The organism is Archangium sp. (assembly GCF_036277355.1).
GTDB lineage: Bacteria > Myxococcota > Myxococcia > Myxococcales > Myxococcaceae > Archangium.
This window is the reverse complement of the sequence record NZ_DASUNC010000089.1, coordinates 47,983-71,219: the sequence shown is the minus strand read 5'-3', so window position 1 is coordinate 71,219 and position 23,237 is coordinate 47,983. Positions and strand designations below refer to the sequence as shown.

Annotated in this window: 15 protein-coding genes; 8 read left to right on the top strand and 7 right to left on the bottom strand. The window is 69.0% G+C overall.

Features of this window, described 5'->3' with window-relative positions; all coding sequences use genetic code 11:
- The first annotated feature begins 37 nt into the window (after nucleotides 1–37).
- The 4 genes from VFZ09_RS23745 to VFZ09_RS23730 all read left to right on the top strand — a co-directional run bounded on the left by VFZ09_RS23745 (nucleotide 38) and on the right by VFZ09_RS23730 (nucleotide 4,189).
- On the top strand, nucleotides 38–577 hold the full coding sequence (locus VFZ09_RS23745) for a hypothetical protein (RefSeq protein WP_329729916.1): 540 nt from the start codon (nucleotides 38–40) through the stop codon (nucleotides 575–577).
- A gap of 238 nt (nucleotides 578–815) precedes the next feature.
- Nucleotides 816–1,907: a prenyltransferase/squalene oxidase repeat-containing protein gene (locus VFZ09_RS23740; protein ID WP_329729915.1), complete on the top strand. Its 1,092-nt coding sequence runs from the start codon at nucleotides 816–818 to the stop codon at nucleotides 1,905–1,907.
- A 420-nt stretch (nucleotides 1,908–2,327) separates the two neighbouring features.
- Nucleotides 2,328–3,464 carry a hypothetical protein gene (locus tag VFZ09_RS23735; protein ID WP_329729914.1) on the top strand — a complete coding sequence of 379 codons (1,137 nt, stop codon included), beginning with the start codon at nucleotides 2,328–2,330 and terminating at the stop codon, nucleotides 3,462–3,464.
- A 104-nt stretch (nucleotides 3,465–3,568) separates the two neighbouring features.
- Nucleotides 3,569–4,189 carry a TIGR02265 family protein gene (locus VFZ09_RS23730; RefSeq protein ID WP_329729913.1) on the top strand — a complete coding sequence of 207 codons (621 nt, stop codon included), beginning with the start codon at nucleotides 3,569–3,571 and terminating at the stop codon, nucleotides 4,187–4,189.
- A 9-nt stretch (nucleotides 4,190–4,198) separates the two neighbouring features.
- Here VFZ09_RS23730 and VFZ09_RS23725 read toward each other — a convergent pair whose 3' ends face one another.
- From VFZ09_RS23725 to VFZ09_RS23715, 3 genes are all read right to left on the bottom strand, one after another.
- The gene (locus VFZ09_RS23725) at nucleotides 4,199–4,429 is read right to left on the bottom strand and encodes an ATP-binding protein (RefSeq protein ID WP_329729912.1); all 231 of its coding nucleotides are present in this window, start codon (nucleotides 4,427–4,429) and stop codon (nucleotides 4,199–4,201) included.
- A gap of 62 nt (nucleotides 4,430–4,491) precedes the next feature.
- On the bottom strand, nucleotides 4,492–6,702 hold the full coding sequence (locus VFZ09_RS23720) for a PhnD/SsuA/transferrin family substrate-binding protein (protein WP_329729911.1): 2,211 nt from the start codon (nucleotides 6,700–6,702) through the stop codon (nucleotides 4,492–4,494).
- 273 nt (nucleotides 6,703–6,975) lie between these two features.
- Nucleotides 6,976–8,112 (bottom strand): fatty acid desaturase family protein, encoded by a 1,137-nt coding sequence (locus VFZ09_RS23715; RefSeq protein WP_329729910.1) that lies wholly within the window; start codon nucleotides 8,110–8,112, stop codon nucleotides 6,976–6,978.
- 482 nt (nucleotides 8,113–8,594) lie between these two features.
- On the opposite strand from VFZ09_RS23715, the gene VFZ09_RS23710 reads away from it, so the two are divergent.
- The gene (locus VFZ09_RS23710; RefSeq protein ID WP_329729909.1) at nucleotides 8,595–8,873 is read left to right on the top strand and encodes a hypothetical protein; all 279 of its coding nucleotides are present in this window, start codon (nucleotides 8,595–8,597) and stop codon (nucleotides 8,871–8,873) included.
- Complete coding sequence (locus VFZ09_RS23705) at nucleotides 8,870–9,613, top strand: hypothetical protein (protein WP_329729908.1); 744 nt, start codon at nucleotides 8,870–8,872, stop codon at nucleotides 9,611–9,613. The genes VFZ09_RS23710 and VFZ09_RS23705 overlap by 4 nt, the downstream gene beginning before the upstream one ends.
- 114 nt (nucleotides 9,614–9,727) lie before the next feature.
- Here the strand turns inward: VFZ09_RS23705 and VFZ09_RS23700 are convergent, their stop codons facing one another.
- From VFZ09_RS23700 to VFZ09_RS23690, 3 genes are all read right to left on the bottom strand, one after another.
- Nucleotides 9,728–15,247: a DNA repair ATPase gene (locus tag VFZ09_RS23700; RefSeq protein WP_329729907.1), complete on the bottom strand. Its 5,520-nt coding sequence runs from the start codon at nucleotides 15,245–15,247 to the stop codon at nucleotides 9,728–9,730.
- Nucleotides 15,248–15,418: 171 nt separating this feature from the next.
- On the bottom strand, nucleotides 15,419–17,656 hold the full coding sequence (locus tag VFZ09_RS23695; RefSeq protein ID WP_329729906.1) for a flotillin family protein: 2,238 nt from the start codon (nucleotides 17,654–17,656) through the stop codon (nucleotides 15,419–15,421).
- Nucleotides 17,657–17,771: 115 nt separating this feature from the next.
- The gene (locus tag VFZ09_RS23690; RefSeq protein WP_329729905.1) at nucleotides 17,772–18,575 is read right to left on the bottom strand and encodes a hypothetical protein; all 804 of its coding nucleotides are present in this window, start codon (nucleotides 18,573–18,575) and stop codon (nucleotides 17,772–17,774) included.
- A gap of 170 nt (nucleotides 18,576–18,745) precedes the next feature.
- On the opposite strand from VFZ09_RS23690, the gene VFZ09_RS23685 reads away from it, so the two are divergent.
- Nucleotides 18,746–19,786 (top strand): DNA topoisomerase IB, encoded by a 1,041-nt coding sequence (locus tag VFZ09_RS23685; protein WP_329729904.1) that lies wholly within the window; start codon nucleotides 18,746–18,748, stop codon nucleotides 19,784–19,786.
- A 19-nt stretch (nucleotides 19,787–19,805) separates the two neighbouring features.
- Here VFZ09_RS23685 and uvrA read toward each other — a convergent pair whose 3' ends face one another.
- Nucleotides 19,806–22,355, bottom strand: a complete 2,550-nt coding sequence (uvrA, locus tag VFZ09_RS23680; RefSeq protein WP_329729903.1) for an excinuclease ABC subunit UvrA — start codon at nucleotides 22,353–22,355, stop codon at nucleotides 19,806–19,808.
- 138 nt (nucleotides 22,356–22,493) lie between these two features.
- Here uvrA and VFZ09_RS23675 point away from each other — a divergent pair, with 138 nt between their 5' ends.
- Nucleotides 22,494–23,192 (top strand): 2OG-Fe(II) oxygenase, encoded by a 699-nt coding sequence (locus VFZ09_RS23675; RefSeq protein ID WP_329729902.1) that lies wholly within the window; start codon nucleotides 22,494–22,496, stop codon nucleotides 23,190–23,192.
- Nucleotides 23,193–23,237: the final 45 nt, after the last annotated feature.

Below are 23,237 nucleotides of genomic sequence, written 5' to 3'. Positions count from 1 at the left end.
CGTGCGGGAAGCACCTTGGGGGAAAAGGAGATATCGCATGTCCTGGAAGATGATGCCGCTGTGGATGTGTCTGGCCGTTCCCGCCGTCGCTGGTGCCCAATCCGCCTCCACCGAGCGCCCGCCCATGGAGGCGCGCCGGGGGCCGCCCGTCATGAAGTCCTCCCTGGCCGTGGTGCTCGAGCACCGCACCGAGCTGGCCCTGTCCACCGAACAGGTGGCCTGGCTGGAGCAGCGCGAGCAGCAGCTCCAGCAGGAGAACGCGCCGTTGAAGCAGAAGCTGGAGGAGCTGCGCCCGCCTCGCGGGGAGGGCCGGCGTCCTCCTCCCGGCGAAGGCATGGCCCCTCCGGCGGGTGGTCCCGGCGGCGAGGGCGCCCCAGACAGGGCGGCCATGGAGGAGCGGATGACACAGGTCCGGTCCATCATGGACGGGATGCGGGACAACGACACCCGCGCCTACGACGAGGCGGAGACCGTGATGACCGAGGCGCAGAAGACCCAGGCGCGTGCGTTCATCACACAGGAGCGCGAGGCCATGCGCCAGCGGCACGAGGCCATGCGCCAGCAGCGCGGCCGCTGAATGCGTCCTCGTGACGCCGGGCCAGCTTGATGGCCACGCGCGTCTGGAAACAGGGGGCTCGGGGGACTCCCGGAAACCCGCACCTCCCGCTGAATCCTCTCTCGCGCCGGGAGGAATCATCGCCCTCCAGCGCAATCCCAGACAAACAGCAGCACCCCGGGTGGACGAGCGATATCAAGCCTGGCCTGGCCCCTCACATGCAAGGACTCGCATGTGCGGCACACACGGGGAGGGACCGATGCAAGCAATCCTGGAACACGAGGACACGGGGAAGTCCACTGTCACCGAGGCACTCGCGAGGGCCGTGCGCTTCCTGGAGAAGGCGCGGACGGCGGATGGACGGTGGTTGGACTTCCGCTTCCGTTTCGTGGTGGGAGACCGGGACGTCATCAGCTCGCAATGGGTGACGGCATATGTCGGCGAGGCACTGGCCCGGGCGGGGGCGGGCCCGGCCACGCTGGAGCCCGCGCGAGACTGGTTGATGAGTCATTCGCACCCCGGGGGTGGGTGGGGATTCAGCCTGGCGACACCCGCGGACGCGGACTCCACCGCCAACGTGGTGCGATTCCTCTCCCACTGGCGGGGCGTGCCGGAATGGGACGCGGCGCTCGGGGAGGCCTGTGCGCGGCTGCTTCATTATTGGGATGAGCCCGGGAGCGGCTTCCGCACCTATCGCCCCGCCGAGCGGCCCTCGCTGAACGGCTGGGCCAGCTACCCGGGCAGCAGTTGGTGTGACCTCCACCTGTGTGTCACCGCGCTGGCGGGAGGGGCCCTGCACAGGGCGGGAGACCCACGCCACCGCTCCGTCCTCGAGGCGTGCGCCCGCCTGCTGCGCGACAGCCAGTCCCCCGAGGGCTTCTGGGAAGGCTATTGGTGGCACGGCCGCACGTACACCACCGCGCACGCGGCGCGGCTGCTGTTCCTCCTGGGAGACACCGGGCCGGTGGCGCGCGCCGCCCGATGGTTGCTGGGTGCGCAGCGACCCGATGGAGGCTGGGGCAACGGCACGGGGAGCGAGGCCGCCGCCTTCCACACCGCGCTCTCCCTCCCGGTGCTGCTGCTCGATGGGGGTCACCCGCGACACGGTGCCGCGCTCGACGCTGGACTCCAGTGGCTGCTGCGGGCCCAGCAACCGGATGGGAGCTGGGCGAACGTCCCCATCATGCGGATGCCCCGCCCCGAGGTGCATGCGCCCTGGGAGGCTCCCGAGGGGTGTCTGCTCCTGCCCGTGCTGACGGATCGCAACCGGCTCTTCACCACCGCCACCGTGGTGTCAGCCCTGGTGGACTTTCTCGCCGCCTCGCGCTCCGGCTCGCCCGGCAATCCCTGACATCACGCCTCCCCCGTCTTCCCCGTTCGCGCGCCCGTGGATCTTTCACACGCAATCAAATACATCAATCCCTGGCGCCGATTGATTTGACTTTGGAAATGCCTTTCTCCATATTTCGAATCGCTTCCGGCGGCGGGGATGACCCGAGGCCGGGAGCCTCCAGGCGGATGATGAGTCTTGTCTGGGGTTCCACACCAAAGGGAGGGCAATGCCATGATGAACGAGAACATCGCCGAGCAGAATGCCAACCTCACCGAGCTCAACGACGAGACGCTGGATGATCTCATCTCCGGCGGCGCGCAGGAGCTGAGCGCCACGCAGGCCTGGGAGTAGTCCCACCAGGAAGGCATAGCTGGCGTCACCACGGACGGGTGCATCCGGAGCGCCCGTCCGTTGTCTTTTTTGAATCTGGGGGATTCCATGTCCACCGCGTTGAATGAGTACCTGAGACTCGCCGAGCCCCACCTCTCCCCCCGGCTCATCTCCGCCACGGCGCTGGCGGATCTGGAGCGGCTCGCCCGCCTGATGCCGCCCGTGTCCGCCTCCGGCTTCGAGTGCCGGCTGGGCCGCGAGGAGGCCCAGGCCGACTTCGGCGTGCGCTTCCTCGCCAGCGATGGCAGCCGCGCCATGCTCGCGGGCCGCGTGGACGCCGGCTCCGCCCTGCCCTCCTCGCTCTTCTCCCACCCCGTCTGGGAGCGCCTGCGCCGCTTCGGCGCGCGCTGGGACACCCCGGGCACCCTGCTGGAGCAGGAGCTCGGGGATGTCTTCCTCGAGTTCGACGTCGAGGGGACGCCGCCCCCGGTGCCCATCCCCTCTTTCTTCATCGAGTACGACCGGCGGGCCTGGCGCCGCCTGGAGGCGATGGAGGAAGCCCTGGCGCTGCTGTGGGGCGAGCCGCTCGCGCCCGCCGTCCGGGAGCGCGTGGTGGCGTGTCTGGCGGCCCTGCCCTCCGGGGGCTCCGTGTCCGCCGTGGGCGCCATGTTCTCCCGCCGCTTCGACGGCGTACGGCTGTGCCTCCAGGGCCTCGGGCCCTCCACGCTGCCCTATTACCTCCTGCGCGTCGGCTGGCCGGGAGACCCCCGCGAGGTGGAGGCGCTGCTCGCCCGGGTGGCCGGCCGGGTGGAGCGCATGGCGCTGAGCCTCGACGTGGGCGCCACCGTACTGCCCAGGCTGGGCGTGGAGTGTCACCTCGCCGACAGCCTCCACGAGGCCGACTCCGAGCGCTGGGCCTCGCTGCTGGACGCGCTCGTCACCCAGGGCCTGTGCCTGCGCGCCAAGCGGGACGCGCTCGTGGAGTGGCTGGGGCACACGCACCTGCGCTCCCGCCCCGAGGCCCTCCCAGGCAACCTGCGAGCGCTCTCCGCCTCGCTCGGCCCCAAGGCCCTCCCCGTCTTCCTGCGGCGCATCAACCACCTCAAGCTCGTCCTCCAGCCCGGCCGGCCTCCCGAGGCCAAGGCCTACCTCGTGCTCATCCAACGGTGGCTGGGCCATGACGGGCAGCGGCGGCGCTACGTGTTCGGCGATCTCCAGGAGGTCCGTGACGCCGTTCTCGGTTGAGTTCCAACCATCCGTGTCCATGGCCTCGTACGGGGGGCATGGTCAGGAGCATTCCAGGCAGGCTACACTCTTCCGTCCATATCAGAGACGGGAGACCGCTTCGGATGATTGATGGTCAGACCTCCACGGGTGCTGAGTCCGGCCTCGGAACGGAGCTGGAGCTGAAGCGGCGGCTGTCGCTGGCCACCCCCGCGGACACCGTGCGGGGGATGTCCTTCCACACCACGCTGGACGTGCTGCGCGTGGACCTGGGAGCCGAGGCGGTGGAGCGGTGCCTGGAGCCGCTCAAGGAGAAGGCCTACAAGAGCTTCTTCACCTATCCCGTCAGCGACTACCTGCGGTTGCAGTACAGCGCGGCGTGGCTGCTGAGCGAGAAGCACGGCGGCTTCGACAACGCGATCCGGCGCATCGGCAGGGGAATCGCCCCCGGCTTCCTGGGCTCCGTGGTGGGCAAGGCCTTCATGCTGCTGGCCAAGGAAGGGCCCAGGCAGCTGCTCAACAACATGCCGGTGGCGTACCGGGCGGCGTCGAGCTTCGGCGAGGCGATCGTGCACTGGACGGGGCCGAGGAGCGGCGTGCTCACCACGAAGCGCGATTTCCTCCTCTACCTCAACCACGAGGGCGGGCTGCTGGGCCTGTTCCGCACGCTGGGCATCCAGAATGGCCAGGTGTCCGGGCGGCAGATCGGCCCGCTCGACAACGAGGTGACGTTCTCCTGGGGTTGAGGACGGGCCTCAGGCGGGGAGCACCCGGGGGAGCCGCACCCGGAACACCGTGCCCGCCTCCGCCGAGGAGCGCACGTCGATGTGGCCGCCGTGCGCGGCGACCATCTCGTGCACGATGAACAGGCCGAGCCCCACGCCCTTGAGGGCGTTGCTCCCCTCGCTCGCGCGCGTGAAGGGCTCGAAGATGCGGGGATGTTCGCCCAGGAGGCGCGGCTGATGGCCACCTTCGGCCACGCGCACGTCGTCTCGGTGCTGGACTTCGGGCTGGAGGGGGGCGCGCCCTACCTGGTGCTGGAAACACCCTACCCGGCGGCCCGCCGCACCTGCGGACGGGCCTGGGGGAGCTCGGCCGCCGCGGGCAGGGTGACGGTGAGGAGGGTGCCCCGGCCCTCGCGGCTCTCCGCGCGCAGCGTGCCGCCCAGGCTGGAGACGATGGCGTGGCTCACCGACAGCCCCAGGCCCGAGCTGCCGGGCACCGTGGCGACGAAGGGCTCGAAGATGCGCGAGAGCGCCTCGGGCGCCAGGCCCTTGCCCGTGTCCTGCACCTCCACCACCGCCTCGCCGTCCTCGCCGGTGTAGGCGGCCACCCGCAGCACGTTGCGCGCGGCGTCCGCCGGGTTCATCGACTGCACCGCGTTGAGCAGCAGGTTGAGGAAGAGCTGGGTGAGCCGCGCCTCGTCCGCGTCCACCGCGGGCAGCTCGTAGAAGTCCCGCTCCAGCCGGGCCCGCTGGCTCAGCTGGCCGCGGATGAGCTTCAGCGCGTTCTCCAGCACCGGCTGCAGCTCCACCCGCGCCTGGTGCTCCGGCGGCTTGCGCGAGAGCGTCCGCAGATCCTGCACGATGTGCTTGAGCCGCAGCGCCCCCTCGGCCGTCTCGGACAGGGCCTCCAGCACCTCGCCCAGCTCCTCCGACACCTCCGCGCTCTGGCCGCGCAGCGACTCGCCCATGCGCTCCAGCTCCTCGCGCGCGTAGGAGAGGTTGGCCAACATGAAGGCCAGCGGGTTGTTCATCTCGTGCCCCACCGCCGCCGCCAACGAGCCCAGCGCCGAGAGCCGATCCGCCTGGATGAGCCGCGCCTCCATCTGCTTGCGCAGCGTCACGTCCCGGGCGAACACCCGCAGGCCCGCCGGATCCCTCAGCTGCGCCACCGTCAGCTCCCAGTGGCGGCCCTCCAGCTGCACCGTGGGAGCGGGCTCGCCCGCGGGCGCCCCCCGCCACACCCACTGCAGCGCCGTCTGCACCAGCGGGTGCTTCCCCCCCTCCTGCACCATCTCCGGGAAGGCCTTGTGCGCGGCGGGGTTGGCGTAGCGCAGCTCGCCCTCCAGCGTCAGCTCCAGCAGCGGCTCGGGGTGCAGCAGCGGGAAGGAGGCCAGCCGGTACATCGGCTCCTCCAGCGCGCGCATCCCCGACACGTCGCGCACCATCAGCCCCAGGCGCGGCCGCGTCTCACCGGGCACCGGCGCGCACGGGGTGATCTCCGCCGCGTACCAGCGCGTCTCGCCCTCCACCTCCAGCCGGTACTCCAGCCGGGCGTCCGTCCCGCCCTGGCGCACCGCGCGCATCAGCGACAGCAGCGGCTCGGCCGCCTCGTGCCCCAGCACCTCCGTCAGCGTGCGCCCCTCGGCACCGCTCACGTCCCGGCCAAACGCCCTGCCCGTGGGCGACCACAGCCGCCGGCACCGCTCCTCCTCGTCCAGCTCCGCCACCACGTACTCGGCGCCCCGGGACCTGCGCGGCGCCGGGGCCTGCTCCCGCCCGTCCGGCTGCGGGACGAAGCCCTCCACCCCGAACGGCCCCATCAGCATCTCCAGGCCGGAGCCGTCCGTGTTCATCCGCGAGAGGACGGACACCAGCATGGCGGCGTCCACCTCGGACAGGCGCCGGGTGAGGATGATGCCATCGGCCAGCGTGGGCGGGCTGAAGGCGAACGTCAGCAGCCGGGACTCCTCCGCGCCGATGAACGAGGCCAGCGTCGCGCGGATGGCATGCTCGTCCGCGTGGTTGGAGAAGACGCCCGTCATGTCCGCCTCCCCGGTGAGCACCGCCTGGAGCGCCTTGCGGTAGGTGCCCCAGAAGCGCTGCTGGGAGAAGAGCTCCTGGGTGCGCAGCCCCCGCGACTCCAGGAAGCGCACCGGCAGCAGGTGCCCCCCGGTGGAGCGCGGCGCCACCCAGGCCGCGCGCTTGCCCTGCAGCGTCTCCAGCGTGAGCGGCTCGTCCGCGCGGCACACCAGCGCCGAGTGGTAGTGGCAGCTCCCCGAGCGCACCGCGCGCAGCACCGCCCTCGCCCTCGGCGCGAAGGCATCACACTGCTCGGCCGTGGCCCACGCCATGTCCACCTGGCCCGCCACCAGCTCCGCCTCCAGCGCCTCGTACGTCGGCGCCAGCTCCACCAGCACCGGCCGGCCCAGCCGCTCCGCCAGCGCGCGCCCGAACAGCTCCACACGAACGTGCTCCCTCACCTCGCCGAGCGACGGGTAGAGCATGAAGCGGATGGGGGTGGTCGGCGTGATCACGTGCGCTGCCTCCTTGGTTACCCCCCAGGGCCCGGGGGCGGCCCCCAGTCAAACTGGCGATACATGATGCACGATATTTTCAGCCACTTCCACACTTTTCCTGATTCGCTGGAATGAAAGGGCTATCCGACACACCCCGTTTCACCAGGAGTCCGGGCTCAGAAGGCCTTGAAGGTGGTGATGGTGTAGGTGTCCTTGACGCCGGGCAGGGTTAGGTCTGCCCCAGCTCACACTTGATCATGACGAAGAGGGTGTGCACGGGAGAGCACCCTATCACGCGACTTCGGGAAGGGGGCTGGAAGCGGGAGCCGTCTCACGGCGCGAGAGCCGCCGCATGGAGGCCTTGCCCACGACGATGTCCACCATCTTCCGCGCGCGCGTCCACACGCTCTCCTGCACGTAGGGGATGCCGTGCTTCTCGCAGAGGGCGCGCACCTTGGGCTGCATGCGCTGGTACTGGAGCATGGAGAGGTCGGGGAAGATGTGGTGCTCGATCTGGTAGTTGAGCCAGAGGTGGAGGTAGTCGTTGAGATCGCCCCCGGTGCGGTAGTTGGCGCTTCCAATCACCTGCTGGAGGTAGCGCTCGCCCTTGTTCTCCGGCTGGGAGTCGAAGCGGTAGAGGTCCTCGCCGGTGTGGTTGGGGCCCACGACGAGGAAGGTGTGCACGTTGGTGATGACCTCGGCCATGAGCGAGTTGCACAGGGCGCTGAAGCCGGCCCAGGCGCCGAGGGGCAGGAAGAGCGCGGGGAGGATGGCGAAGTTCCAGAGGATGTAGGGGGCGTAGCCGCTGAACAGGACCTCGCGCCACTCCTCGCGGGTGAGGGGCCCGTCGGGGCGGTGCTTGCGGCGCAGCGAGGCGAGCGTCTCGGGGGCGTAGTAGCTGGCGCGCCAGGTGATGGCGAGCAGGGCGAGCTGGAGGTAGCGCAGGGCAAGCGGGCGGTGGGGGTTGCGGAGGGAGCCCTCGGCGTTGCGCTCGAGGAGATCCGGATCCGCGTCCTCGCCGGTGTGCGAGTGGTGGAGGACGTTGTGCTCGTAGACCCAGGCATCGGGGAGGATCCAATCGAGCCAGTCGACGAAGCGGCGGTTGCCCTTGGCGAAGCCCTTGCTGGTGCGCTCGACGGGGGCACCGGGGACGCGGTCGTAGCCGCGGTGACCCACGTGGTGCATGAGCAGCCAGCGGGTGGAGCGGCCGAGCCCCAGGGCGGCGGCGCTCAGCGGGTTGGGCATCACCCAGCAGGTGGCCAGGCCGAGCACGGAGGCGGCGCGGCCCCAGGTCTCGATCTTCCGCAGGTGGGCGAGATCCGCCTCGCTGACGGAGGCGTCCATCTCGGCGCGCAGGGCGCGGATGTCGGCCAGGAAGGCATCCACGTCGACGGTCGAGGGATCGAAGTCGGGGGTGGCGCGGGACATACGGGGGGACCTCGGGCGGGCGGAGCGGAGATGGGGGATCGAAGGAGAGCGGGCCCGCCTGTGCGCGCTCGGGGGCCGCACGGTAGCCGCTGGGTGGTGGCTCGGGGAAGAGGCCGTCTCAGATGGAAGCCAACCCGGGCCGGAAGTTCTACGGGATGCCCAGGAAGTGAGGTACGCAGGGGGCCATGCTCCGTGTCACCCTCATGGGACTCATCGGCCTTCTTGCTGCGTGCAGCAGTAGCCAGACACCTCTGGTCGCAGAACCATCCCAGGAGTTGCCGCCCGAGTTGAATGAGTCTGTTCTGGTTATACGAGTTGCCCCCAGAAACCAGGCCGGATACTCCTGGCAACACGCCTCCCTCTGGAATCAGGAGTTGAACGGCCTTCAAGCAAGCACCGGGGGCAGTACACCCCGCATCGTGCTCGCATCCAGACGCCCACGAGACTGCGACCAGGAGCAGATCGACTGTCACCGCGACTGCATGAAGCGCAAGCCGCCCTATGCGCATGGCCCACGCCGAAGCCATAGCCATATCGAGTACTGCAACAACAAATGCCTGAAAGAGTATATGAACTGCTTGAAGCTACAGGAACTGGAGGCCTTGAGCTTTACAGCCATTCACCAGGCCGCGGATTGGTTGAGGCGCCATCAGAAAGAAGTCATGGTGGGCGTCACCGTTGTTGCCGCGGGGACCGCCTTCATTGTCATCTACACTGGCGGGGGATTGATGGTCCTCGCCCCCCTGGTACTGCTGTCATGAGCCTCGACATAGACGCAGCTTGCGGTGTCCTCGAGAAGATTCAGGAGGACTTGGGCTCTCCACCAGGTAGGGAGCCGCTCAGGACAGCGGCGATCGCGCTCCAGTTCATCTGGGGCAGTGGTCATCTCCATAATTTCGAGGACTATCTGACGTGTTTCGGGGCAGGCGATTCCCATCCCCTGCCCTCTTCCTTCGATACACGCGAGCAGGCCGAGGCTTCGCTACAGCAGCCAATGGATCCTCGAGTTGCACACTGTGTTGCTATCTCGGGCACTCGATACGCTGTCGGTTACTCACCCGAGCACGGAGGCCGATTCCTGGCCCGCCTCCCCGAGAGCACCGGACTGACCATGACCAGTCAGTCCATGCACCCTCTCGTCAGAGAGGCCCTTGGCGCACTCCGCCAGGCACGTGTGCATGCCCACGCTCCCGGGGACAAGGACTCGGTCGATATGGCCTTGCTCGCCATTCATTTCATCCTGGAGAGCAATCAGACATCCCACTTCGAGAGCTTCCTCGAGAATGTTGACTCGAACATTCCCCGCCCCCCACTCCGTGCCTTCAGCTCCCGGAAGGAGGCTGATACCTGGTTGAATGCCCACCCCAGGCCTCCCCACGGCGCAGGAGTGGACATCGCTGGCCAACACTACTCCGTGGGCTACGCGCGCGACGGCAAGCTCCGGGTACTGGTTCGCAGGCCAACGCTGGAGGAACTGGGTCTCACCGAGGAGGGAGAGTAACGCTCCATCGGGAACCAACCCGGGATCCGTGGCACCCTCACCCCGTCCCTCTCCCGGAGGGCGAGGGGTTGTTGAGCGGAGTGAGGGTCTTGGTACGGATGAGCGGAGCGTGGCTCAGCCCGTGGGGCGCTGCATGGCCTGGAGCAACTCCAGCGCCTCGGTGACGGCCTGCCAGACCTGCATGGCCTTGAGGTTCTCGTCGCCGCTCTGCAGGGTCCGCTTCGCCAGGCGCTCCAGCGGGGCCAGCGCGCTCTCCACCAGCACGATCTGCTTGCCCAGGTCCGCGGGCAGTGGCGCCGAGGCCCGTTGCGGCGAGGGCACGGGCGCCCGCTCCGCCATGGACTTCACCGCCTGGGACATCTGCTCCATGTACCGCCCCAGGTCCGCGGGCGGCGCGGCCACGGGCGCCGCCACCGGCTGGCGCTCCGCCATCGTCTTCACCGCCTGCGTCAGCTGCTCCATCACCGGCGCCATGTCCACCGTCTGGGCCGGCGCCGCCACCGCGCGCTCGGCCAGCGCCCGCAGCACCTTCGCCAGGTGTTGCAGGTACGGCGTCAGATCCGGCCCCTGCACCACCGGCGCCGGCGTCTCCTTCTTCGCCAGCTCCAGCAGCGCCTCACGCAGCGACTCCAGCCGCGGTACCACCTCGGCCACCGGGCTCGGACCCGACTGCCGCGACACCTCGGCCGCCTTCACCACCGCGCCCGCCACCGAGCCGAGCTGCTCCTCGATGGCGCTCAGCTGACCCGTCACCCGGGCCACCGGATCGTCCTCCTTCCCGCCCATCCGCTTCACCCGCGCGAAGCCCAGCTTGATCTCCTCCCAGCGCTTCGCCTTCTCCGGCGTCAACCGCCCGCGCATCTCCTGCAGCTTCAGCAGGTTCTGCTCGGCCGCCGTGGTGAGCGTCTGCGACTCGCCCTGGTAGTGATCGTCGATGAGCCGCTCCAGCTCCTCGTCCGTCATCGCCGCGACCACCTTCTCGGTGATCTTGCCCATGTTGCGGTAGCTGCCCTGCAACTTGAACGCGGGCTCCGTGCGGAAGCGCTCGTCCTGCGCCGCCGAGGCGATGTACTGCAGGTTCACCTTCAGCAGCACCTCCTGCACCTTGAAGAGCCGCTGGAACACCGCGACGATCTCCTGCAGCTCCGCCGCCGCGTAGCCGTACGACAGCTCGCCGGTGGGCACCTCCTCGCCCTTGGCCATGCGGATGAGCTTGTGGATGTCACCCGGCTCGCGCGTGGCCAGCGGCGCCAGCGCGCTGTTCGACGTGAGCGCGTTCTCGATGTAGCTCAGCGCGAACAGGTCCTCCTTGCCGTCGAGGATGTCGCCCAGGTTGTACGTGTCGGCGCGGTTGGCGAGCATGTCCGGAATGCGGAAGCGCTCGCCCGTCTCGGTGTATGGGTTGCCGGCCATCACCACGCAGAACTTCTTGCCGCGCAGGTCATACGTGCGCGTCCTGCCGTTCCACACGCCTTCAATCCGCCGCTGGCCGTCGCACAGCGAGATGAATTTCTGGAGCAGCTCGGGATCCGTGTGCTGGATGTCGTCGAGGTAGAGCATCACGTTGTTGCCCATCTCGAAGGACAGGTTGATGCGCTCCACCTCCTGGCGGGCCGTGGCGTTGGGAGCCTCGGCCGGATCCAGCGACTTCACCGAGTGACCGAGCGCCGGGCCGTTCACCTTCACGAAGGTGAGGCCGAGCCGGCTGGCCACGTACTCCATCAACGTCGTCTTGCCGTAGCCCGGAGGCGACATGAGCAGCAGCATGCCCATGCGATCCGTGCGCTTGTTCTCGCCCGCCGAGCCGAGCTGCTTGGCCAGGTTGGCGCCGATGAGCGGCAGGTACACCTCGTCGATGAGCCTGTTGCGCACGAAGGACGACAGCACCTTCGGCGTGAACTCCTCCAGGCGCAGCCGGCGGCGCTCGCGATCCAGCAAGTCGCGCAGCAGCGCGCGGTAGGCCTGGTAGGCCGGCACGCGCACCTGCCGGAAGTCACTCAACCGTGTGAGGAACTCATCCAGCCGCAGCGGCAGCTTCCGGTCCTGGATGCGCGGGTGCTGGCCCAGCATCCCCTGCACCTCGGTGGAGGTGAGCGCCCCGGCCACCTCGCGATCCAGCTTGCGCTCGGTGAGCAGCACCACCGCGGCCTCCACCGCCACGTGGGCCGCCGCGCCCGGGCCGCCCTCGCGCCGCGCCAGGTACGCCTCCACCCACGCGCGCACGGTGCGCAGCCGCTCGGGGAGGTTCTTCTCCAGGCCGCGCAGATCGTCCTCGAAGGCCGAGCGCGTGCCCGCCCTGTCCAGCTGCGCCAGCAGCGCGTCCTTGAGCGCCACGGCCTCGCCGCTGGTGGTGAAGCGGGGCCTGTCTCCGGCCAGCTCCTCGACGAGGTAGCGCCCGGCGAGCCGCGCCTCCGCGGGGCCACACGCCACGCCCGAGTCCTTCAGGAACGCGCCAATGCGCTCGCCCGCCTCGTTGCCGAGGGCCACCAACTCCGCCGACTCACCGAAGGCTGCGCGGAGCCGGTGCAGGCTGCGCGCGCGCCGGTGGATCAGCGCCTTCTCATCGCCCTCGCCCCCGAAGGCCCAGTAGAGGGCCGCCCAGGCGCGCGGCGTGGGCGCGAAGCGCAGCAGCCCCGCTCCCGTGTGCATCGCCAGCAGCTTCTCGAGGATGGCCGCCGCATCCGCGTCGTGGATGCCGCGCTCGTAGCCCTCGTCGTACTTGTCCGCCGAGTACGCGCGCACCTTCTCCAGCAACCCGTTCGGCTCCAGCGCCGCCTGGTGCAGCGACGCCAGCGTCACGCTCCCCTTCCCCTCCTCCGCGTCCAGCAGCACCTGCGCCGCGAGGTACTCGGCGCGGTACACCTGGGGCGTCTCGGAGATGAGGTGCTGCTCCCACAGCTCGCGGTACTTCTCCAGCTCCGGCTCCTCCAGCTTCTGGGCGTAGTCGGTGCCGGTGAGCTGCAGGTACAGCGCGCCGTCTCGCGGCAGCAGCGTCAGATCCAGCTGCTGGGTGTTGACGTTGAAGCGGTGCTTGCCGAACTTGATGACCGGCGCGCCCGAGCCCTCCTCGTAGAGGTCGTTGCGGTCGCGCAGTGCGCGCAGGGCGTCCTGGCGCGCCGTCTTCAGGCGGCTCTGCACCTCGTCCGAGCGCACGCTGTCCTGGAGCCCGAGGAGCTGCTCGGCGAGCTGCCGCAGCTTCAGCACCATCGAGTCGGAGGCGAAGTACGTGTTGAGCTCGTCCTCGGACTTGAAGGACTTCGCGCGGCGGGCGACGCCGGTGAGGATGCGCTCGGCGGCGCCGAAGAGGTTCTGCGCGCGGCGCTGGCGCTCGTCCAGCAGCGCCTGCTTCTTCTGCCCGAAGGCCTCGAGCAGCTCCTCGCGCTTCTGGGTGAGCTGGCCGAGGAACTCGTCGAACTCGCCGAAGCGCCCCTCCATCTCCTCCAGCTGCACGGTGAGGCGCGACAGGCCCTCGTCGCACTTCTCCGGCGAGTCCGCCACGGACAGCGCGCTCTCCACCGACTGGCCGAGCAGCTTGAACTGGGCGCCGAACTCGGCCCGCTTCTCGCGGCCCACCAGCTCCTTGCGCTTGACGCTCAAGCCCGCGCGCACGCGGTTGAGGCGGGAGAACAGCTCGGAGATGCCCTCCAGAATCCGGGCGCGCGCGAGGGGATCGCCCACCTGCAGGCCGCCCACCGTCTCGCTGAGCACCTCGAGGCCCTTGCCCACCTGCTCGATGTCCTCGCCGAGCGGGGCCAGCTCCTGGGTGGTCTGGATGGGCTCCAGCTTCTGCAGCAGCACGTCCAGGCGCTCGGCCAGCGGGTTGAGCGCTTCACCCCGCTGGAGGAACTGCACGGCATCGGTGCTGACGCGGTCGGTCTCCTCGATGACCTGCTTCTCGAGGGCATCGAGCCGCGCCGTGTCGATGTAGCGGATCTCCTTGAGGGTGATGAGGTGGCCGCGCTGCTTGCGCAGCTCCGAGAGGGCATTCATGAAGCCCTCGGCGTTCTGGAGCTCCTCGGGCCGCACGCGCAGGAGCACCTGCTCCTGGACCTTCTGGGCCTCGGCCATGGACTCGGTGGCGCGCTTCTGCAGCGCGAGCACCTTCTCGAACTCGTCGATGATGAGCTCGGAGGTGCGGCGCAGCGTTTCAATCCCCTCCTGGAGCTTCGTCTCCTCATGGCCGAGCCAGTAGAAGGCATCGAGCATGCGGGTGGCGGCGGCGGCGAGGTCCTCGTAGGTGCGCCGGGAGGGCTTGTCCGTGCGGGCCATGCGCACGAGCGTCAGGGCGTCGGAGATGCCGCGCACGAGCTCGGCGTTGCCCACCTTGCCGAGGTAGCCGGGGGCGGGCGGCATCTTCGCGGCATGCTCGGCGGAGACGAAGGGCGTCTGCCACACCTGCATGGGGTGCACGCGGGTGGGCTCGTTGGAGGTGTTGCGGAAGAGCACCATGCGCCCGTCCGCGAAGAGGCTGAAGCCGTGCCCCAGCAGCGGGTTCTGCACCTCCTTGCGCACGAGGTTGTACGGGAAGAGGACGTAGGCGCCCTCGTCGCGGCGGAAGAAGACGTAGAGCACGTCCTCGCCGTTGGGCGAGCGGATGGCGCGCTTGAACTGGAGGCCCTCGCCAATGCCCTCGAAGACCTTGAAGTCGCCCGTCTGCAGGTAGTAGCCGCCGGGGAAGACGATGCCCTGATCCTCGGGCAGGCGGATGCAGGCGCTGCCGATGGCGTCGATGCGTACCACGTGCTGGGTGCGGGTGTTGAAGACGAGGTAGCGGTGCTTCGTCTCGCGGAAGGGCAGCACGCGCAGCAGGATGAGGGCGCCCACCTGGGCGTAGGCGAACTCGGCGTCATCCAGCGACTGGTCGGGGTCCTCCACCGGCTCGCGGTAGATGCCCAGGCCGTCCGCGGTGTTGTCCTCCACCTTGATGGTGAGGTCGCCCTTCACCGTCTCGACGAACACCTGGTCGAGGACGTTGACGTGCGGGTGCTGGCCCAGCACGTAGTCCTCGCGCGTGGCCACCGTCCACTCGAAGTCGTGGGACGCGGGGAAGACGTGATCGCGCTCGCCCTGGTTGTCGATGTAGGTGGCGTTGCCCTCCACATCGAGCCCGAAGCGGAAGACCTTGATGTCGCGATCGGACTTGCCCGTCTGGAAGACGGCGAGCAGCCGCGTCTCGTTGCGGCGCAGCTGCAGCAGCCGCGTGTCCTTGTAGTACTTGTAGAGCTCGCCGAAGTCCTTGACGAAGCGCGGATCCTTGAGGAATCCGCCGGCCTCGGTGGCGGGCACCTCGGAGAAGTCGAAGCCCTCGGCCGTCTTCTCGAACTTGTGCAGCGAGAAGACGTCGGCGACGGTCATCTCCTTCTTGAGACCGATGAAGACGTTGTAGCCGAAGAGCAGGTACTTGCCGACGCCGACGATGTCGCGCGGGACGCAGTTGTTCTCGGTGCGGACGCGCTCGTTGCCGATGACGGTGAGCTCGGTGCCACCGAAGAGCTTCTTGCGCCGCTCGTTGAGATCCGTGGCCTTGGTGTTGAGGGCCTCGGCCTGGTTGAGCAGGCGTGCGCGGATGACCTCGTAGCTGCCACCCGCCAGCGTGGCCTCGCCCGACGCGGGGGCGGTGCTTTCAGTTGCCATCTTCAGTTCACCGGGAAAGGGGGGGAACCCTTGATGCACCTACCCTCACCCCGGCCCTCTCCCAGGGGGAGAGGGTCGAACCCAGGTTCCACTGTGTGGGTCCCCTCTCCCTCTGGGAGAGGGCGAGGGTGAGGGTCTTCCAACTGTGTGACCGCGACTGCCAGGCCGGCTTCAGCCCTGGGTCTTCTCGGGAGCCGAAACCCGGGCGGGCTCGGACTCCACGAGGGACTTCAGGTTGGAGGCGGCCGCGGCGGCGGGGTTGGGCGCCATGCGGTGCAGCAGGGCGGCCATGGCCAGGTTCTGCGCGTCGCTGGTGAGGCCCGGCTTGGAGAGGATCTCCTTGAGGTCCGCGGAGAGGTCCTTCTCGCCGTTGAGGTAGCCGCTGAAGGCCTTGCGCAGCGTCTCGCTCTGGTCGAGCGCGCCGTCCACGGACTGGCCCACGGAGATGGCCTTGATGAAGCGCTCGAAGAACTGGCCGTCGCCGCCGACGATGTTGATCTTCGCGTGGCCCATGGTCTCGGCGAGCACCTTGGACTGGGACTCGGCGATGTCCTTGCGCACCTGGATGGTGGCGAGCTCCACGTCGCGCTCCTTCTGCAGGCGCAGGCGGAACTCCTCGTGCTCGCGGGTGGCGCCCTGGAGCAGCTTCATGGACTCGGCCTTCTCGGCGAGGCCGCGCGCCTCGGCGAGCAGCTTCTCCTCGATGGACTTCGCCTCGGCGAGCAGCTTCTCGCGGATGGCGATGGCCTCGGCCTCGCCGCGCTTCTGGATGACCTGGGCCTCGGCCTCGCCGATGCTCGTGCGGGCCAGCCCCTTCTCCTTCTCACCGGCGGCCTCGGCGAGCAGCTTCTCGCGCGTGGCGGAGGCCTCGGCGAGCCCGCGCTCCTTGGCGGAGAACGCCTCGGCCAGACCGCGCTCCTTGAGGACGGTGGCCTGGGCCATGCCCTGCTTCTCGATGACGGCGGCCTCGGCCTCCTTCACGCGCATCTCGGCCATGCCCTGCTTCTCGGTGGCCAGGGCGTCGGCCTCCTTGACGCGCGCCTCGGCCAGGCCATGGGCGGCCTGCTCGGCCTGGACACCCTCGGACAGCCGCATCTTCGCCTTGGCCGTCATGTCGGAGGCCTGCAGCTCGGCGTCGGCCAGGGTGAGCTTCTCCTTGGCGGAGAACTTGGCCACCTCGTTGCTGGCCTCGGCGGCCTTGATGTCCTTGACGAGCTTCTCCTGGGCCTGGGCCTCGGCGGTGATGAGCAGCGCGTCCTTGCGGCGGGTGGCCTCGGCCTTCACGCGCAGATCCTTGATGCGCTCCTCCTCCTCCGCCACGCCCTTCTCCACGGCGATGCGGGTGCGCACCACGTCGGCGATGGCCTTCTTCTCGGCCTCGAGCTGCTTCTCCTTGCCAATGCGCGACAGCTCCACCTCGCGCTCGCGGTTGATGGCCTCGAGGGCGCGATCCTTCTCCACGCGCTCGGCCTCCACGCCCACCACGCGCTCGCGGTTCTTCTGCGCCACTTCCACCTGGCGCTGCTTGTTCTGCTCGTTGATGAGGATCTCCTCCTCGGCCTTGATGCGCGCCAGCTGCTGCTTGGCGTACTCCTCGGCCTTCACGCGCTCGGCCTCGGCGGTCTCCCGGGCGGTGATGGAGTCGATCTCGCGCTTCTGCTTGGCGGCGGCCTCGGCGCGCTGGCGCTCGAGGGCGAAGATGGCCTCGTCCGACTCGACGTTGCGCTTGGTGATGTTCATGCGCTCGTTCTGCCGGAACTCGTTCGTCTGGACGTTCTGGACGGACGTGAGCTCGGTGATCTTCCGGATGCCCTCGGCGTCGAGGATGTTGTCCTTGTCGAGCAGCTCGACGGGAGTCTGCTCCAGGAAGTCGATGGCGCAGTCCTCGAGCATGTAGCCGTTGAGGTCCTTGCCGATGACGCGCAGGACCTCGTCCTTGATGGCCTCGCGCTCGGTGTAGAGGTCCTTGAAGTCGAACTTCTTGCCGGCCGTCTTCAGGGCCTCGGAGAACTTGGCCTCGAAGAGGTGCTCGAGCGTCTCCTGATCGCTGGCGCGGGCGCAGCCGATGGACTGGGCCACCTTGAGCACGTCCTCACGCGTCTTGTTCACCCGGACGAAGAAGGTGACCTTGATGTCCGCGCGGATGTTGTCCTGGCAGATCAGGCCCTCCTTGCCGCGGCGATCGATGTCGATCGTCTTGAGGGAGATGTCCATCACCTCGGCCCGGTTGATGATGGGCCAGACGATGGAGCCAGTGAAGGTGACGACCGGCTCTCCCTTGAAGGGGTTGATGATCAGCGCCCGTCCCTGATCCACCTGCCGGTAGAACCTGGAGACGATGAACGCGGAACAGAAGAGGAAGAACAGTCCCCCGGTGATTCCGATGCCAGTAGTGACGATTGGATCCATGTCGGTGCGATTCCCGAGCGAGTAGACCGGGGGAACCTATCACGCGGCCGGAGTCCCCCGCTAACAGCTCCGGCGCGGCAATGAGAAGTCTCGAAGAAGGTGCGCAAGCGTTGCGCTAACGCGTGCGGGACCTGTCCCGTGCGAGCGCGGCGGCGGTGAGCGGATCCTTCAGGTGCTCCAGCTCCTGCGGCAGGAGCCAGTCCACGGGCTCCACCTCGTAGGCGTCGCGGGCGGCGTCGTAGCTGAGGATGAGGGCTTTTTCACCGCGAGTGAGTTGATTGGCCTTGTCGCAGACCACGTTGAGCAGGAGGCCGGCGCCGCCGTCCTCGAAGGTGGCGTGGCCGAACTTGCCGTCCACCTTGCCGCTGGCGATGACGCAGACGCGGCCCATGAGCTCGGCGCGGCGAGGCGCCTGGTGCGTGGCGAACATCGGCCGCAGGGGCCGCACCGCGAGGCCCGCGAGCACCAGGCCCATGGCGAGGTACAGCACGGCGAGGCCACCGCCGACGAGCGCGCCAGGCAGGAAGCCGAGCGCCTCCCTGGCCGGGCGGGTGAAGGCCAGCGACATCAACCAGGACAGGAAGACCACGAAGCTGATGGACACCGTCACGGGGACGCCGCCGAAGCCGAGCACCTCGAAGAGGCTGGCATCGGCATGGACACCGCCCTCGAGCGCCGCCTTGGCGCCGCCTTCCATGGCGGCCTTGGCCCCGCCCTCCATGGCACCCTTCACGCCGCCTTCGAGCGCCTCGGCCGCGCCCGCCTTGGCGCCCAGGGCGAAGTCGCCAATGTCCCCGTCGAGCAGATCGACGCCCACGGCGCCCACCATGACGATGAGCCAGTAGCCGATCACCACCCCGAGCGGGATGGTGAAGAGGATGGTGGGGAAGGCGAGGATGGCGGCGAGGAACTCGGTCATCGGGCCTGCAAGCGGAGAGGGGGTTGGGAGTCTAGTCCAGGCTCGCGGGATTACGGAAAGCCTTCCCGGCGATTTCAGGTCTGTAGCCCCACCCGGCGGGCGAGCCGGGGCTGCGTTGACGGGGTGCGTCCGGCTGCACAGGCATTGAAGGGAGGAGCCACGACCCGGGCATGACGCACATCGAGAGACTGCGGCAGGACGGAATCCACCGGCGCGGGAGCCCCCAGCGGGGTTTCCACTACGTGCTGGCGAATGGGAAGCCGGTGCCGGCGAAGGAGCGCAAGCGCATCGAGGCGCTGAAGCTGCCGCCCGCGTGGAAGGACGTGCTGATCAGCCCGTCGGCGACGTCGAAGCTGCAGGCGATGGGCAAGGACAGCGCGGGGCGGTGGCAGTACCGCTACCACGAGTCCTTCACGAAGAAGCGGGAGGCGGAGAAGTACGAGCGGGTGGTCGACTTCGCGAGGGCGCTGCCGAAGCTGCGGCGGCGGGTGGCGGCGGATCTGCGCAGGCCGGGGTTGGGGCGCGACAAGGTGATGGCGTGCCTGCTGAGAATCCTGGGGACGTGCTTCATCCGCGCGGGGAGCCAGCAGTACGCGGACGAGAACAAGAGCTTCGGGCTGGCGACGCTGCGGGCCAAGCACGTGAAGGTGAAGGGGGACACGGTCATCTTCGACTTCCCGGGCAAGAGTGGGAAGCAGCAGCACAGGGAGCTGACGGATCGGCAGGTGGCGCGCGTGGTGCGCGAGTGCCTGAAGCTGCCGGGGCGGGACGTCTTCAAGTTCGTGCTGGACGATGGGTTCGTGGTGGACGTGAGGCGGCGCCACATCAACGAGTACATCCAGGAGGTGATGGGGGCGCGCTACAGCGCGAAGGACTTCCGCACGTGGGGCGGGACGCTCATCTGCGCGTGCGCGCTGGCCCGGGCGAAGGAGCGGGTGCGCCAGGAGGCCGCGAAGGACGGAGTGAAACTGGCGAAGAAGACGATGGTGGCGGCGGTGAAGGAGGTCTCCGAGCACCTGGGGAACACGCCCGCGGTGGCGAGGGACTCGTACATCTATCCCTCGGTGCTGGCGATGTTCGAGAAGGGCCAGGTGGTGGAGCGCTACTTCGAGTCGGTGGATGAGTTGGCGCAGCACGAGAAGCCAGCGCTGCACTGCGCGGAGAAGGCGCTGCTGGAGATGCTGGAGGAAGGCAAGAGGCCCTCGGTGTAGGCCTCCCCTCCCCCTCCGTCTACCTCTCCTCCGCCAGGAAGGGCGCCGTGCGGCTCGCGGACGAGGCGGCGACCTCCGCGGGCGTTCCGGCGATCACCACCCGGCCCCCCTCGTCACCGGCGCCGGGGCCGATGTCGATGACCCAGTCGCTCGCCGCGACCACCCGCATGTCGTGCTCGACGAGGATGACAGTGTTGCCCGCCTCGACCAGCCCGTCGAGCTGCGCCATGAGCTTGTCCACATCGGCCGGGTGCAGTCCCGTGGTGGGCTCGTCCAGGATGTAGAGCGTGTTGCCGCGCTGGAGCCGCTGCAACTCCGTCGCGAGTTTGATCCGCTGGGCCTCGCCACCGGAGAGCTCGGTCGCGGGCTGGCCCAACCGCAGGTAGCCCAGGCCCACCTCGCGCAACACGCCGAGCGAGCGCAGCACCTGGGGCTCCTCGGCGAAGAACGCGTGGGCCGCGTCGACGGTCATCCCCAGCACCTCGGCGATGTTCTTCCCGCGGTATTGGATCTCCAGCGTCTTGGCGTTGTAGCGCGCCCCATGACACGTGGGACACGGCGCGTAGACGCTGGGCAGGAAGAGCAGCTCGACGCTCACGAAGCCCTCGCCCTCGCAGGTCTCGCAGCGGCCCTTGGCCACGTTGAACGAGAAGCGCCCCACGTCGTAGTTCCGGGCCCGTGCGGCCTTCGTCGACGCGAAGAGCTTGCGCACGTTGTCGAAGAGTCCCGTGTAGGTCGCCAGGTTGGAGCGCGGCGTGCGCCCGATCGGCTTCTGATCGACCCGGACCAGGCGCTTGATGCTCTCCATCCCCGAGGCAATCCGGCCCCCCGTGGTGAGCACCACGGAGCGCTCCAGCTCCTCGCCCTCCTCTTCCTCCTCGGGGATCTCATGGCCGAGCTGCTCGGAGACCAGCTCCACCAGGACCTGGCTCACGAGGCTCGACTTGCCCGAGCCCGAGACGCCGGTCACGGAGGTGAAGACGCCCAGCGGGAAGTCGACATCGAGGTTGTGGAGGTTGTTGCGGGAGACACCCTCGAGGCGGAGCCACCCCTTGGGCTCGCGAGGCGTGCGGCGCTTCACGGTCTTCCCGGCCCCGAAGAGGTAACGCCGCGTCTGGGACGCCTCCACGGCCGCGAGCCCCTCGAGCGGACCGCTGTAGAGGATCTGCCCGCCCTTCTCTCCCGCGGCTGGCCCGACGTCGACGATCCAGTCGGCGTGGCGGATCACGTCCACCTCATGCTCCACCACGAACAACGAGTTCCCCGAGCCCTTGAGCTGATCCAGCGCCTCGAGCAGCGACTCGGTGTCCGCCGGATGGAGGCCCGCGGAGGGCTCGTCGAGCACGTACACCACGCCGAAGAGGTTGGAGCGTACCTGGGTGGCGAGCCGCAGCCGCTGGAGCTCGCCGGGAGACAGGGTCGGCGTGCTGCGCTCGAGCGAGAGGTAGCCCAGCCCGAGCTCGCTGAGGACCTGGATGCGCGCCAGCAGATCCCTGGCGATCCGCTGGGTGACGAGCGCCTTCTCCGGGTGCTCGCGCGCCAGCTTCGCCGCCCCGGGTGCCGTCCCGTCCACGGCGGGCTGAAGGATGCTGGCCACGCGCTTCAGCGGCAGCCGGGAGAGCTCGCCGATGTCGAGCCCCGCGAAGGTGACGGACAGGGACTCGCGACGCAGCCGCTTGCCCTGGCAGAGGCGGCACTCTCCGCTCACCATGTACTGCGACACGCGCTTCTTCATCAGCGCGCTCTGCGTCGTGGCGAAGGTCTGCAGCACGTACTTCCGGGCGCCCGTGAACGTCCCCATGTAGCTCGGGGGCTCCTTGCGCTTGAGCGCGCGGCGCGTCTCCGCCGGAGTGAAGCCCGCGTAGACCGGGACGGTCGGCTGCTCCTCCGTGAAGAGGATCCACTCCCGGTCCTTCTGGGGAAGGTCTCGCCAGGGACGGTCCACGTCGTAGCCGAGCGACACCAGGATGTCGCGCAGGTTCTGGCCATGCCACGCGGGAGGCCACGCGGCGATCGCGCGCTCGCGAATGGTCAGCGAGTCATCCGGCACCATCGACTTCTCGGTGACGTCGTAGACGCGGCCGAGCCCATGGCAGTTGGGACAGGCGCCCGCCGGGGTGTTGGGCGAGAACGCATCGGAGTCGAGGTGTGGCTGGCCGGGCGGATAGGTTCCGGCGCGCGAGTACAGCAAGCGCAGGGAGTTGGCGATCGTGGTCACGCTGCCCACCGACGAGCGCGTGGTGGGCGTGCCGCGGTGCTGCTGGAGGGCCACCGCCGGGGGCAGGCCGTCGATCGAATCGAACTCGGGGACACCCGCCTGGTCGATCAGCCGCCGAGCGTACGGGGCCACGGATTCGAAGTACCGCCGCTGCGCCTCCGCGTAGAGCGTCCCGAAGGCCAGCGAGGACTTGCCCGAGCCGGAGACGCCCGTGAAGACGACCAGGGCGTCACGGGGCAGCTCGACGTCCACGTTCTTCAGGTTGTGCTCACGGGCCCCTCGCACCCGGACGAATCCCGTCCTGGTGTCGCCTGGAGTCTCTGGAAGGTGGTGACCGCGATTCTTGGGCATGCGTTCCGCTCGGGAAGATCGAGACCTGCTCTTGTCGGAATGTGGTGCCGGGGGCAATGAAGGAAAAGGGGGCCTGCCCGCCCGGATGCCGCGTCTTCGTCCCAGGTCTCCGGGTCTGGACCCGATAGACTCCGGGGCGTGAGCGAGCTCGTCACCCATCGCGACGCCATGCCCGCGGCGAAGCTGGAGGCCCTTCGGGAGGCCTTGCTCTCCTCGCGCTTCGTGGCTCGGAGCCCGCTGATGGGGACGTTCCAGAGCAGCCGGGGCTTCGCGCTCATCTTCACGGAGGCGGGCCGGGCGAAGCTCGAGGAGCGCTTCCCCTTCCTCCAGGACTACCTGGCGCTGGTGATGGATCCGGCGAGCGCTCGGGGGCTGCTGCCCTGGCGCGAGCGGCTCTTCGGTCCCAGGAAGGAGCGGCGCGGGCCGAACGCCTTCTACGTGAACCTGCTGTTGCTGGAGCCCGGGCGGGGCGTGGGCCGGCACATCGACGCGACGCTGCAGGAGCCGAGCGGAGTCCCGGGAGCGACGCCCGAGCACGTGAGCGTGCTCTACCTGAACGTGCCCGAGGGCGCGAAGGGAGGCGCGCTGGTGCTCTCGCGAGGAGCGCAGCCATCGGGCGAGGTGCGTCCGAGGCCGGGGATGTTGGTGCACTTCCGGGGGGACCTGACGCACGAGGTGCAGCCCTTCACGGGAGGTCCAGAGGGGGCGCTGCGGGCGAGCCTCGTGTGCGAGCAGTATGCGTTCGAGCCCGAGGCACTCGCGCGGCTGCCCGAGTTCCGCATCCAGTCCAAGGCGGGTTTCGCGGCGTACCTGCAGGAGCACCGCGAGCGCGGGTGAACGTCACACGGGGGACGACCCTCACCCCCCGCCCTCTCCCAGAGG

Excerpts from the sequence above, each read along its gene's own strand:
- VFZ09_RS23745 (WP_329729916.1), top strand. The coding sequence starts at position 38 with ATGTCCTGGAAGATGATGCCGCTGTGGATGTGTCTGGCCGTTCCCGCC.
- VFZ09_RS23700 (WP_329729907.1), bottom strand. The coding sequence starts at position 15,247 with ATGGCAACTGAAAGCACCGCCCCCGCGTCGGGCGAGGCCACGCTGGCG.
- VFZ09_RS23705 (WP_329729908.1), top strand. The coding sequence starts at position 8,870 with ATGAGCCTCGACATAGACGCAGCTTGCGGTGTCCTCGAGAAGATTCAG.
- uvrA (WP_329729903.1), bottom strand. The coding sequence starts at position 22,355 with ATGCCCAAGAATCGCGGTCACCACCTTCCAGAGACTCCAGGCGACACC.
- VFZ09_RS23715 (WP_329729910.1), bottom strand. The coding sequence starts at position 8,112 with ATGTCCCGCGCCACCCCCGACTTCGATCCCTCGACCGTCGACGTGGAT.
- VFZ09_RS23690 (WP_329729905.1), bottom strand. The coding sequence starts at position 18,575 with ATGACCGAGTTCCTCGCCGCCATCCTCGCCTTCCCCACCATCCTCTTC.
- VFZ09_RS23740 (WP_329729915.1), top strand. The coding sequence starts at position 816 with ATGCAAGCAATCCTGGAACACGAGGACACGGGGAAGTCCACTGTCACC.
- VFZ09_RS23695 (WP_329729906.1), bottom strand. The coding sequence starts at position 17,656 with ATGGATCCAATCGTCACTACTGGCATCGGAATCACCGGGGGACTGTTC.
- VFZ09_RS23730 (WP_329729913.1), top strand. The coding sequence starts at position 3,569 with ATGATTGATGGTCAGACCTCCACGGGTGCTGAGTCCGGCCTCGGAACG.
- VFZ09_RS23735 (WP_329729914.1), top strand. The coding sequence starts at position 2,328 with ATGTCCACCGCGTTGAATGAGTACCTGAGACTCGCCGAGCCCCACCTC.
- VFZ09_RS23710 (WP_329729909.1), top strand. The coding sequence starts at position 8,595 with ATGAAGCGCAAGCCGCCCTATGCGCATGGCCCACGCCGAAGCCATAGC.
- VFZ09_RS23685 (WP_329729904.1), top strand. The coding sequence starts at position 18,746 with ATGACGCACATCGAGAGACTGCGGCAGGACGGAATCCACCGGCGCGGG.